10 protein-coding genes and 1 tRNA gene are annotated in these 12487 nt (G+C 66.1%); 1 reads left to right on the top strand and 10 read right to left on the bottom strand.

The window, feature by feature from the left end:
- Window positions 1–14: 14 nt before the first annotated feature.
- Together rpoB and ACMT1E_RS10300 are read right to left on the bottom strand one after the other, a co-directional pair.
- The gene (gene rpoB, locus ACMT1E_RS10305) at window positions 15–4178 is read right to left on the bottom strand and encodes a DNA-directed RNA polymerase subunit beta (RefSeq protein ID WP_414900077.1); all 4164 of its coding nucleotides are present in this window, start codon (window positions 4176–4178) and stop codon (window positions 15–17) included.
- A gap of 211 nt (window positions 4179–4389) precedes the next feature.
- Window positions 4390–5001: a TetR/AcrR family transcriptional regulator gene (locus tag ACMT1E_RS10300; protein ID WP_414900076.1), complete on the bottom strand. Its 612-nt coding sequence runs from the start codon at window positions 4999–5001 to the stop codon at window positions 4390–4392.
- Window positions 5002–5048: 47 nt separating this feature from the next.
- Here ACMT1E_RS10300 and ACMT1E_RS10295 point away from each other — a divergent pair, with 47 nt between their 5' ends.
- Entirely contained in the window at window positions 5049–6488 is a 1440-nt protein-coding gene (locus tag ACMT1E_RS10295) for a carotenoid oxygenase family protein (protein WP_414900075.1), read from the top strand.
- A 67-nt stretch (window positions 6489–6555) separates the two neighbouring features.
- Here the strand turns inward: ACMT1E_RS10295 and rplL are convergent, their stop codons facing one another.
- The 8 genes from rplL to ACMT1E_RS10255 all read right to left on the bottom strand — a co-directional run bounded on the left by rplL (window position 6556) and on the right by ACMT1E_RS10255 (window position 12482).
- Window positions 6556–6933 carry a 50S ribosomal protein L7/L12 gene (gene rplL, locus ACMT1E_RS10290; RefSeq protein ID WP_136163104.1) on the bottom strand — a complete coding sequence of 126 codons (378 nt, stop codon included), beginning with the start codon at window positions 6931–6933 and terminating at the stop codon, window positions 6556–6558.
- A gap of 45 nt (window positions 6934–6978) precedes the next feature.
- Complete coding sequence (gene rplJ / locus ACMT1E_RS10285) at window positions 6979–7494, bottom strand: 50S ribosomal protein L10 (RefSeq protein ID WP_414900074.1); 516 nt, start codon at window positions 7492–7494, stop codon at window positions 6979–6981.
- A gap of 349 nt (window positions 7495–7843) precedes the next feature.
- Complete coding sequence (rplA, locus tag ACMT1E_RS10280) at window positions 7844–8542, bottom strand: 50S ribosomal protein L1 (RefSeq protein ID WP_414900073.1); 699 nt, start codon at window positions 8540–8542, stop codon at window positions 7844–7846.
- A 4-nt stretch (window positions 8543–8546) separates the two neighbouring features.
- Window positions 8547–8978: a 50S ribosomal protein L11 gene (gene rplK, locus ACMT1E_RS10275; protein WP_414900072.1), complete on the bottom strand. Its 432-nt coding sequence runs from the start codon at window positions 8976–8978 to the stop codon at window positions 8547–8549.
- Between the two features lie 78 nt (window positions 8979–9056).
- A complete protein-coding gene (nusG, locus tag ACMT1E_RS10270; RefSeq protein WP_414900071.1) occupies window positions 9057–9593 on the bottom strand; it encodes a transcription termination/antitermination protein NusG in 537 nt (178 codons plus the stop codon).
- 26 nt (window positions 9594–9619) lie between these two features.
- Window positions 9620–9832 (bottom strand): preprotein translocase subunit SecE, encoded by a 213-nt coding sequence (secE, locus tag ACMT1E_RS10265; protein WP_414900070.1) that lies wholly within the window; start codon window positions 9830–9832, stop codon window positions 9620–9622.
- 163 nt (window positions 9833–9995) lie between these two features.
- Window positions 9996–10071: transfer RNA gene (locus ACMT1E_RS10260), tRNA-Trp, on the bottom strand.
- A gap of 59 nt (window positions 10072–10130) precedes the next feature.
- Window positions 10131–12482 carry a putative bifunctional diguanylate cyclase/phosphodiesterase gene (locus ACMT1E_RS10255; RefSeq protein ID WP_414900069.1) on the bottom strand — a complete coding sequence of 784 codons (2352 nt, stop codon included), beginning with the start codon at window positions 12480–12482 and terminating at the stop codon, window positions 10131–10133.
- Window positions 12483–12487: the final 5 nt, after the last annotated feature.

The raw sequence follows: 12487 nt of genomic DNA, 5'->3' as shown, positions 1-12487 counted from the left end.
GGAGCCTTGGCGGGTCACTCCGCGGCCAGCGCCGGCGGCTCGTCCTCGCCCTCGTCGTCGTTCTTCAACTCGACGTTCAGGCCAAGCGACCGCATTTCCTTGATCAGCACGTTGAAGCTTTCGGGGATGCCGGCCTCGAACGTGTCGTCGCCCTTGACGATCGCTTCGTAGACCTTGGTCCGGCCGATAACGTCGTCGGACTTGACCGTCAGCATCTCCTGCAGCGTGTAGGCGGCGCCGTAGGCCTGGAGCGCCCAGACCTCCATCTCGCCGAAACGCTGGCCGCCGAACTGCGCCTTGCCGCCCAGCGGCTGCTGGGTGACGAGGCTGTACGGCCCGATCGAACGCGCGTGGATCTTGTCGTCGACCAGGTGGTGCAGCTTCAGCATGTAGATGTAGCCGACAGTCACCTTGCGGTCGAACTGGTTGCCGGTCCGCCCGTCGAACAGCTCGACCTGCCCGGACCGGTCAAGCCCGGCCAGCTCCAGCATCGCCGCCACGTCGTCGCCGCGGGCGCCGTCGAACACCGGCGTCGCCATCGGCACGCCGCCGCGCAGGTTTTCGGCCAGCTCGACCAGCTGGTCGGGGCTGCGCGCGTCGATTTCGGCCTGATAGGCGTCGCCGTAGATTGTCTTCAGCCTGTCCTTCACCGCTTCCGGCATCGCGCCCGGCGTGGCGCCGGGGTTGGCCTCGCGCCACTGGTCGAGCGCCCCGGCGATCTGGCGGCCCAGGCCGCGCGCGGCCCAGCCCAGATGCGTCTCGAAGATCTGGCCGACGTTCATCCGGCTCGGCACGCCGAGCGGGTTGAGCACGATGTCGACCGGGGTGCCGTCTTCCAGGAACGGCATGTCCTCGATCGGCAGGATGCGGCTGATCACGCCCTTGTTGCCGTGGCGGCCGGCCATCTTGTCGCCCGGCTGCAGCTTGCGCTTCACCGCGACGAACACCTTGACCATCTTCAGCACGCCCGGCGGCAGCTCGTCGCCGCGCTCCAGCTTCTCGCGCCGATCCTCGAACTTGTCGTTGATCAGCTTGACCGCGTCGTCATACTGCGTCTTCACCGCTTCCAGGTCGGTCTGGCGCGCGTCGTCGGCAACGGCGAACTTCCACCACTCGTGGCGCTCGGCCTCGGCCAGCAGCTCCTCGGTGATCTCCTGACCCTTCTTGATACCCTTCGGCGCGGCGGTCGCCACCTGGCCGATCAGCATTTCCTTCAGCCGGGCCCAGGTGGCGCGGTTCAGGATGGTGCGTTCGTCCTCGCGGTCCTTGGCGAGCCGGTCGATCTCCTCGCGCTCGATCGCCATCGCGCGCTCGTCCTTGTCGATGCCGTGGCGGTTGAACACGCGGACCTCGACAATGGTCCCGGCCACGCCCGGCGGCAGGCGCAGCGACGTGTCGCGCACGTCGGACGCCTTTTCGCCAAAGATCGCGCGGAGCAGCTTTTCCTCCGGCGTCATCGGCGATTCGCCCTTCGGCGTGATCTTGCCGACCAGAATGTCGCCCGGCTCGACCTCGGCGCCGATGTAGACGATGCCCGCCTCGTCAAGGTTGCGCAGGGCTTCCTCGCCGACGTTCGGGATATCGCGGGTGATGTCTTCCGGCCCCAGCTTGGTGTCGCGGGCCATCACCTCGAATTCCTCGATGTGGATCGAGGTGAAGACGTCATCCTTCACGATCCGCTCGGAGATCAGGATGGAATCCTCGTAGTTGTAGCCGTTCCACGGCATGAACGCGACCAGGCTGTTGCGGCCCAGCGCCAGTTCGCCCAGCTCGGTCGACGGACCGTCGGCGATGATGTCGCCGTCGGCGACCACGTCGCCCACCTTCACCAGCGGACGCTGGTTGATGCAGGTGTTCTGGTTGGACCGCTGGAACTTCATCAGCGTGTAGATGTCGACGCCCGAACGCCCGGCGTCCACTTCGCCGGTCGCGCGGATGACGATGCGGCTGGCGTCGACCTGGTCGACGATCCCGGCGCGCTTGGCGGCGATCGCCGCGCCGGAATCGCGGGCCACCGTCTCTTCCATGCCGGTGCCGACGAACGGCGCCTCGGCGCGGACCAGCGGCACCGCCTGGCGCTGCATGTTCGATCCCATCAGCGCGCGGTTGGCGTCGTCATTTTCCAGAAACGGGATCAGCGACGCGGCCACCGACACCAGCTGCTTGGGGCTGACGTCCATCAGGGTGATGTTCTCGCGCAGCGCCATCAGGAACTCGCCGGCCTGACGGGCGGAAATCAGTTCCTCGGTCAACCGGCCTTCGCCGTCCAGCTCGGCATTCGCCTGGGCAATGGTATGCCGGGCTTCTTCCATCGCCGACAGATAGACGACCTCGTCGGTCACCTTGCCGTCCGCGACCTTGCGGTACGGCGTTTCGATGAACCCGTATTTGTTGACGCGGCTGAAACTGGCGAGCGAGTTGATCAGGCCGATGTTCGGGCCTTCCGGCGTCTCGATCGGGCAGATGCGGCCGTAATGCGTCGGGTGAACGTCGCGCACCTCGAAGCCCGCGCGCTCGCGGGTCAGGCCGCCCGGCCCAAGCGCCGACACGCGGCGCTTGTGGGTCACTTCCGACAGCGGGTTGGTCTGGTCCATGAACTGCGACAGCTGCGAAGAACCGAAGAACTCGCGCACGGCGGCGACCGCCGGCTTGGCGTTGATCAGGTCGTTCGGCATCACCGTCGACACGTCGACGCTCGACATCCGCTCCTTCACCGCGCGCTCCATGCGCAGCAGGCCGACGCGGTACTGGTTTTCCAGCAGCTCGCCGACCGAACGGACACGGCGGTTGCCAAGGTTGTCGATGTCGTCGATCTCGCCCTTGCCGTCCTTCAGGTCGACCAGCGTCTTGATGACGGCAAGAATATCCTCGGTACGCAGCGTGGTGACGGTGTCCTCGGCGTCCAGCTCAAGCCGCATGTTCAGCTTGACGCGGCCGACGGCCGACAGGTCGTAACGCTCGGGGTCGAAGAACAGGCCGGCGAACAGCGCCTCGGCGGTTTCGCGCGTCGGCGGCTCGCCGGGGCGCATGACGCGGTAGATGTCGGACAGGGCGTGGTCACGGTCCTCGGCCTTGTCGACCTTCAGCGTGTTGCGGATCCACGGGCCGGTGTTGACATGGTCGATGTCGAGCAGCTCGATCCGGTCGATGCCGGCCTTGTCCAGCTTCTCCAGATTCTCCGCCGACACTTCGTCGCCGGCCTCGATGTAGATCTCGCCGGTGCTCTCGTTGATCAGGTCGAGCGCGGAATAACGGCCGAAAATCTCCTCGGTCGGGATCAGCAGCGTCTCCAGCCCGTCCTTGCCGGCCTTGTTGGCGGCGCGGGGCGAAATCTTCTGGCCGGCGGCGAACACGACTTCGCCGGTCTTGGCGTCGATCACGTCATAGGTCGGCTTCTGGCCGCGCCAGTTCTCGACGATATAGGGCACCTGCCAGCCGCCTTCGCCGCGGACGAAGGTGACGCGGTTGTAGAACTGCTCAAGGATGCCCTCGCTGGTCAGGCCAAGCGCATAGAGCAGCGCGGTGACCGGCAGCTTGCGCTTGCGGTCGATGCGGACGTTGACGATGTCCTTGGCGTCGAATTCGAAGTCCAGCCACGACCCGCGATAGGGGATGACGCGGGCGGCAAACAGATATTTGCCGCTGGCGTGGGTCTTGCCGCGGTCATGGTCGAACAGCACGCCCGGCGACCGGTGCATCTGCGACACGATCACGCGCTCGGTGCCGTTGATGATGAAGGTGCCGTTCTCGGTCATGAGCGGCATGTCGCCCATGTACACGTCCTGCTCCTTGATATCGAGGACGGACCGGGTTTCGGTGTCGGCGTCCACCTCGAACACGATCAGGCGCAGGGTGACGCGCATCGGCGCGGCATAGGTGATGCCGCGCTGACGGCATTCGTCGGTGTCGTATTTCGGCGGCTCAAGCTCGTAATGCACGAAGTCGAGCTCGGCGGTGCCGGCAAAATCGCGGATCGGGAAAACCGACCGCAGCGTCTTTTCCAGGCCCGACACATAGCCGATCGACGGGTTGGACCGCAGGAACTGCTCGTAGCTCTCGCGCTGCACCTCGATCAGGTTCGGCATCTGCACGACTTCGTGGATGTTGCCGAACATCTTGCGGATGCGCTTCTTCGCGATGCCGCCGGCCTGGGGGGCGGAAACTGCCTTGGTCGCCATGAGTCTGGTTCGCCTCGTCTTTACGTATCGGGCACGCAGAAAGACGCAAAAAGCCGCGATATCCCCAAGGCGGGGATCGCAGCTTCAGCGTCCGGAACCCCGGCCTGCCAATTCGTCCGACACGCTGCGCGAGGGCGCGTCATTTCCCGGCAAACTGTGGTGTGTGGCGCGATATAGGGATGGGGCGGGGCGCTGTCAAACCGCCGCCCGCTCAGCCGGCGCCGCCGCCGGGCAGGGTGGCGCGGATCACCCGCTCGACTTCGGCCGGGTCGTAACCGACCTGTCCGTCCAGGATCAGCATCGCCAGCCCGTGGACCAGCGACCAGGCGTGCAGCGCCGCGTCGCGCCGCGCCGCCGGCGGCAGGTCGCCCGGCATCAGCGCGGCGATCGCCTCGCGCAATCCGCGCATCGCGCTGCCCGCCTCGTCCAGCGGCAGGTCGAGCAGCGCCGTCGCCGGGGCGGAGGCGAAGGCCAGCCGGAACAGCGCCGGGTTGTCGACCGCGAAACGCACATAGGTGCAGCCGCTCGCCGCCAGGCCGGGACCGCCGCCGCCGGCCGCCGCGCTCGCCGCGCGCTGCAACCCGCCCAGCCGTTCCATGCCTTCGCGGGCCAGCGCGGCGAACAGTGCCTGCTTGTCGGGAAAATGGCGGTAGACGGCGGTGGCGCTGACCCCGGCGCGCCGGGCGATCTCGCGCAGGCTGATCGCCTCCGCCGGCATCGCCGCCAGCATGTCCAGCCCGATCGCGATCAGCGCGCCGCGCAGGTCGCCGTGGTGATAGCCGCGCCGCGATTCAATGTTGACGCTGTTACCTTTGCGAGTCATGTTGTCGCTGTAAACATACCGGCGAAAATAGGAAAGGTGATGTTGCCATGACAACCTTGGTGGAAACCGCGATCCGATCCGTCGTCGGCAAGGGCGTCCACCGCGTCGCCGCCTTCAACCGCGCCCGCCTCGCCCCGCCGCCCGGCCCCCATCCATACCTCACCGGCATCCACCAGCCGATGACGACGGAGGAGACGATCCTCGACCTCGCCGTCACCGGCGTCATCCCCCCGGCTCTCGACGGCCGCTACCTGTGGATCGGCCCCAACCCGGTCACCCCGCCCAACCCGGCCGACTATCACTGGTTCACCGGCGACGGCATGGCCCACGGCGTCCGCATCGCCGGCGGCCGCGCGCTCTGGTACCGCAACCGCTGGCTGCGCTCGAACGCGGTCAGCGCCGCGTTCGGCGAACCGCCGGCCCCCGGCCAGCGCGCCGCCCTCTCCGACAACGCCAATACCAACATCATCGGCCATGCCGGCCGCAGCTGGGCGATCGTCGAAGCCGGCGGCCATCCGGTCGAGGTCGACGAAGGGCTTGAAACGCTGGCCCACAACCCGTTCGACGGCACGCTCGCCGGTCCCTTCTCCGCCCATCCGCACCTTGACCCGGAAACCGGCGCGCTCCACGCGATCACCTATGACGCGATGACCCAGGACACCGTCTGGCATGTCGTCGTCGACGCCGCCGGGCGGGTGAGCCGGCGCGAACCGATCGCCGTCACCGACGGCCCCAGCATCCACGACTGCGCGATCACCGCCAGCCGCGTCGTTGTCCTCGACCTGCCGGTCACCTTCTCGATGAAGGCGCTGCTGCGGGGGCAGCGTTTCCCCTATCGCTGGAACCCGACCCACGCCGCCCGCGTCGGCCTGCTCGCCAAGGACGGGGCAGGGGCCGACATCATCTGGTGCGCGGTCGACCCTTGCTACGTCTTCCACACCGGCAATGCCTATGACGCGCCCGACGGCAGCGTCATCGTCGACGTCGTCGTCCACGACACGATGTTCGCTGAAAGCCGGCGCGGCCCGGACTCCCCAGCCTCACGTCTGGAACGCTGGACGGTCGATCCGGCCAGCTGCTCGGTCCGGCGGCAGGTGATCCACGACCATTGCCAGGAATTTCCCCGCTACGACGAACGTCGCACCGGCCAGCCCTATCGCTACCTCTATACCGTCGCCCTGCCGCCGGCAGCGGGGGAGCTGGCGATCGGCGATACCCGGCTGTTCCGGCACGACCTGATCGATGGCGGTACGCTGGCCCACGATTTCGGCCCCGGCCGACACCCAGGTGAATTCGTGTTCGTTCCCGATCCGGCGGGCGAAGGCGAAGGGCAGGGCTGGCTGATCGGCCTGGTCGTCGACATGAACGCCCAGACGACCGAACTTCAGATCTTGGACGCTGCCGACTTCACCGGCCCGCCGCGCGCGACCGTCCACATCCCGCACCGCGTGCCGCCCGGCTTCCACGGTAACTGGGTCGTCGCCTGACCGGCTGGAACGCAAAAAGGGCGGCCCCGGGTGGAGCCGCCCCTTCTGTTTTCGGGAAGACCCGAAGTTACTTGAGTTCGACGGTCGCGCCGGCTTCCTCGAGCTGCTTCTTGATCTTCTCGGCCTCGTCCTTGTTGACGCCTTCCTTGACCGCCTTCGGGGCGCTCTCGACCAGGGTCTTGGCTTCGGTCAGGCCCAGGCCGGTGATCGCGCGGACTTCCTTGATGACGTTGATCTTCTTGCCACCGTCGCCGGTCAGGATCACGTCGAACTCGGTCTTCTCTTCGGCGGCCGGAGCGGCACCACCGGCAGCAGCCGGGCCGGCGACGGCGACGGCGGCAGCGGCGGACACGCCCCACTTCTCTTCGAGGAGCTTCGACAGCTCGGCAGCTTCGATGACGGTCAGCGCCGACAGGTCGTCGACCAGCTTGTTCAGATCAGCCATTTCAATATCTCCAATCGGAATGTTCGGTTGAGTGCTTCGTAAAAATCAGGCCGCGTCCTTGGCCGCATAAGCGCCGAAGACACGCGCAAGCTGGCCGGCCGGTGCCTGGACGACCTGGACCACCTTGGTCGCAGGCGCCTGGACGAGACCGACGATCTTGGCGCGCAGTTCGTCGAGCGACGGCAGTGCCGCCAGCGCCTTCACGCCATCGACATCGAGGAGCGTGTCGCCCATCGCCCCGCCCACGATTTCGAACTTGTCGTTCGCCTTCGCGAAATCGACGGCCACCTTGGCGGCGGCCACCGGGTCGGAGGATGAGGCGATGCCGGTCGGCCCGGTCAGCAGGTCGCTGATTCCGGCGTAGGGCGTTCCCTCGACTGCGATCTTGGCGAGTCGGTTCTTGGCCACTTTGTAGCTGGCGCCGGCTTCGCGCATCTTCCCGCGCAGCACCGTCGATTGCGCGACGGTGAGGCCGAGGTTGCGGGTGACGACCACCACGCCGACCTCGGAGAAGGTGCGGTTCAGTTCGGCGACCAGCTCGGACTTTTGAGCTCGATCCATGCCATTCTCCACATTTCCCCGGCGGGACATCCGCCGGAGGCATTCACTGTCCGTGGGGAAGGCGTCGGCCGATGCGGCCCCGCGCAACGCGAAGGCTTTCCGGCTGGCAGAGGCGCAGGGCACGTGGTGGCCGCCGCCTCAGGAAACTTTCCCCGTCTAGGCGGGGGATTAAGGAGGGCATATTCCCTCCACCCGCTGTCTCGGACGGTCGCCGTACGGACGAGCCCGCACGGCAGAGGGGCTGTTAGCGTCGATGCCCGTAAAGTCAAGCTGTAGCCGCTTCCGGCCGGACCAAACGAAAAGGGCCGGGATCGCTCCCGGCCCTTTCATATTTCAGCCGTGGCTGGCGTCAGGCGCCGGCGACCTCGGCGGTGTCGATCTTGACGCCCGGGCCCATCGACGAGCTCAGCGCGATCTTGCGCAGATACTTGCCCTTGGCACCGGTCGGCTTGGCCTTGATCACCGCATCGACCAGCGCGTCGAAATTGGCGCGCAGGTCATCGGCGGGGAACGACGCCTTGCCGATGCCGCTGTGGATGATGCCGGCCTTTTCGACCCGGTATTCCACCTGGCCGCCCTTGGCCGCCTTCACCGCTTCGCCGACGTTCATTGTCACGGTGCCCAGCTTCGGGTTCGGCATCAGCCCCTTCGGGCCGAGCACCTTGCCGAGGCGGCCGACCAGACCCATCATGTCGGGCGTCGCGATGCAGCGATCGAACTCGATCTTGCCGCCCTGGACGATCTCCAGCAGATCCTCGGCGCCGACGACGTCGGCACCCGCCGCCGTCGCTTCGTCGGCCTTCGCGCCGCGCGCGAACACGCCGACGCGAACCGTCTTGCCGGTGCCCTTGGGCAGGGTGACGACGCCGCGAACCATCTGGTCGGCGTGACGCGGGTCCACGCCCAGGTTCAGCGCGACTTCGATCGTCTCGTCGAACTTGGCGGTGGCGTTGGAGCGGACGATGGCGATCGCCTCGTCGACACCGTGCAGCTTCTCCCGGTCAACGGTCGTGGCGAGCTGCTTTGCCTTCTTGCTCTGAAATGCCATCGGTTCAGCCCTCCACCACGTCGAGGCCCATTGCGCGGGCGCTGCCTTCGATGATGCGGGTCGCCGCCTCGATATCGTTGGCGTTCAGGTCCTTCATCTTGACCTGGGCGATTTCAGCCACCTGCGAACGCTTGATCTTACCGATCGTCGCCTTGCCCGGTTCCTTGGACCCGGACTTCAGATTGGCCGCTTTCTTTAGCAGATAGGTTGCCGGCGGCGTCTTGGTCTCGAACGAAAAGCTGCGGTCGGCGTAGACGGTGATGACGGTCGGGGTCGGCGCGCCCTTTTCCAGGTCGCCGGTCGCCGCGTTGAACGCCTTGCAGAATTCCATGATGTTGACGCCGCGCTGACCAAGCGCCGGGCCGATTGGCGGCGACGGGTTGGCGGCGCCGGCCGGCACCTGCAGCTTGATATAGCCGGTTATCTTTTTTGCCATCTACTCACTCTCTTTCAAGTTTAGCGGTCCATGCGGCAGCGTTGCTGCCTCCCGCCGGGTATCCGGCCGCGGCCGGAATTACTTTGAGCGCTCGACCTGCTCGAACTCCAGTTCGACCGGAGTGGCGCGCCCGAAAATCGACACCGACACCTTCACCCGGCTGCGGTCGAAATCCAATTCCTCGACCACGCCGTTGAAGCTGGCGAACGGGCCGTCGAGCACCTTGACGGAATCGCCGATCTCGTAGTCCACCTTGACCCGGGTCTTGGGGGCGGCGGCGGCCTCTTCCTTGGTGTTCAGAATGCGCGCGGCTTCCGCCTCGCTGATCGGCTGCGGCTTGCCGGAACTGCCGAGGAAGCCGGTCACTTTCGGCGTGTTCTTCACCAGGTGATAGACGTCGTCGTTCATCTCCAGCTTGGCGAGAACATAGCCGGGGAAGAACTTGCGTTCGGACTGCACTTTCTTGCCGCGCCGGACCTCGGTGACGGTTTCGGTCGGCACTTCGACCGATTCGACCAGCGCGTCGAGGCCCATGCGGGTCGCGTCGGCGAGAATCGAATCGCGCACCTTGTTCTCGAAGCCCGAATAGGCGTGAATGATGTACCAGCGAGACATGGAAGCGGAGTTTACCTTTCGAGCGATCAGGCGGCGAGGGACAGCAGGAAACTGACGATCATGCTGAACACCCGGTCGACGCCGAAGAAGAACAGGCCAAGCAGGCTGGTCATGATCAACACCATGACGGTGGTCATCATCGTTTCACGGCCGGTCGGCCACACGACCTTCGAGGTTTCCGTGCGCACCTGCTGCACGAAGCGCGGTATATTCGCGATGAAGTCCGTCGCTTTCGCCACCTGAATCCCGTCCTGGTCGATCCAAATTCTTTAGGAAACCGGGTCAAAGCCCCCCAGCCCGTCCCTTGGGATCGGGTCGACAGCGACCGAATTTCCGAATCCGCGCCCTATACGGCCTTCGGCAGGGCCACGCAAGCACGGGTGGCGGTTTTGCGGGATCGCCTGGCAGGAGTGGAGGGACTCGAACCCCCGGCCCTCGGTTTTGGAGACCGATGCTCTACCAACTGAGCTACACTCCTCCGTGCGGAGGGGCGGATTAGCCGCGACGCCGGGGCCATGCAAGGCCCTGCGTGCCGGATCAGGCGGCAACCACCTTCGCGGGGTCGTTGAACAGCGCGCGCGCGTCCTGCGTCGACATCGGCCGGCCGAACAGATAGCCTTGTACCTTGCGGCAACCGAGCTTGCGGATCATCGCGTATTCTTCCTCGGTTTCGACGCCTTCGGCGGTCGTTGCCATGCCCAGGCTGTCGGCCAGCGCGACGACGGCGCGGATGATCGCCAGATTCTCCTGCACGTTGCGCGACGCGCCCTGAACGAAGCTGCGGTCGATCTTGATCGTCGAGAATTTTGTGCGGCTCAGATAGCCGAGTGACGAATAGCCGGTGCCGAAATCGTCGAGCGACAGGCGGATGCCCAGTTCGATCAATTGCTGGAGGACCTGCACGGCGCAGGTGCCTTCGCGCATGAACACGCTTTCGGTCACTTCGAGTTCCAGCCGGTGGGCAGGCAGGCCGCTCTGGGCGAGGGCGGAGACCACCGTTGACACGAAGCTGGGGTCGCCAAGCTGGTCGGCGGAGACGTTGACCGCGATCCGGACGCTTGCCGGCCAGTTCATCGCCTCGGCGCAGGCCGTGCGCAGCACCCACTCGCCGATCGGCGCGATCAGCCGCGCTTCTTCCGCGACCGGCACGAAGCGGGCGGGGGAGACATTGCCGAGGTCCGGGTTGGTCCAGCGCAGCAACGCTTCGAAACTCTCGATCGTGCCGCTGTCGGCCGAAACGACCGGTTGGTAATTGAGGAACATCTCACCGCGTTCCAGCGCCTTGCGAAGCGCGATTTCCAGAACGCGGCGCTCTTCGGCATGGACGTGCAACTGTGGTTCGTAGGCGTGATAGGTGCTGCCGCCGGCGTCCTTGGAGCGATAGAGCGCGAGGTCGGCGGAGCGGATCAGCATTTCCACCGAGCGCCCGTCGCGCGGGCCGACCGCGGTGCCGACGCTGGCGCCGATATACAATGTGTGACTGTCCACTTCGTAGGGTCGGGACAATTCCTCGATGATCCGGCGTGCCAGCCGTTCAAGCCGGGCACTGTCGGACGCGTCGCGGACGACAACGGCAAACTCGTCGCCGCCAAGACGCCCGCACATCTCGTTTTCGCTCATTAGCGCGCGCAGCCGTTCCGACACGCGGCCGAGCAGCCGGTCGCCGACCGGGTGGCCAAGCGTGTCATTGACCGCTTTGAACCGATCCAGGTCGATCATCATGAACGCGCAGCGCGTCCGCCACTGGTCGGCATGGGCCATCGCCTTGCCCAGCGCCTCGGTGATCTGCAGGCGATTCGGCAGGCCGGTCAGCGTGTCGAACCGGGCCATGCGGTTGATCTTGTCCGCTGACTGCCGTTCGGCGGTGATGTCGGAACCGACACCGCGGAAGCCGAGAAAAGCGCCGCGATCGTCGTAGCGGGGGCTGGCGGACATTTCCCACCAGCGCGTTTCGCCTTTGATCGTGACCGGCATCGGCAGGTTGCTGAACGCCTCCCGCTTTTTCAACTTCTCGGCAAAAATCCGCAGTGGGGCAGAAAAATTGCCGGTTTCCCAGCTGTCTCCGGCCAGCATCTGCAGGAATGGTCGTCCTTCCAGTGCCATCGCTTCCTCGCCCAACGCATAGGCGAGGCGGGGCGAGACATGGGTCAGGCTCTTCGACGCATCGATCTGCCACAGCCAGTCGGCGTCTCCGTCCTCGAACTCGCGCAGCAGCAGGCTGACGACCTCATCCTTCTCGACCAGCGCCCGGGTTGTCGTGCGGTGGGAGATGAACGCGCGGCCGTTTGCCAGGCAGGCGCCGACCAGCATCAGCGTGAAACTGGCGCCGACGGAGCTGGCCATCGGCATGCCCGCCTTCCACATCGCCAACGCGTTGGAACCGCCGACGAGCAGCAAGAAGCTGATCGCGCCGAGCGGTAGCGGCGAAAGCAGCAGCGTCGTTCCGACCATCAGCGCGAAGTAGATCGTCCACAGGCTGATCTGCTGTTCGATGCCGCCGATACCGCTGAACAGCACGGGCGGTACCGCCCAGACCAGCCCGAGCGCGATCGACTGCAGCGTTTCGCGGTGCAGGTCGCCAGGCGTTGCGTTTTCCGCCGCGGCATCCCGCATTTTGAGCCGATTGAACACGGTTGCGACCGACACCAGCGCCGCTACGCCGAACCACAGGCCGAGCGTGACGATCGGCGCGCTGTGGGCGAGAAGCAGGACGAGCAGCAATGCTGCGGTCAGTTCTCCGGTCAGGCGGAGCAGGGTGAACCGGTTGACGGCGGCGATTTGCGCCGCGCGCACCGAACTGAAATCGGCCGTGCCGCTGTCAGCAAAGCCGAACAGCAGGCGCCAGCCGATACCAGCGGCGGTTTGGGTGGCAGAGGGTCGAATCTTCACGCCGC

This window comes from Sphingomonas flavalba (assembly GCF_047553045.1).
Taxonomy (GTDB): Bacteria; Pseudomonadota; Alphaproteobacteria; order Sphingomonadales; family Sphingomonadaceae; genus Sphingomonas_L; species Sphingomonas_L flavalba_A.
Note: the sequence above shows the minus strand (reverse complement) of the source record. Positions and strands in the feature narration are given on the sequence as shown.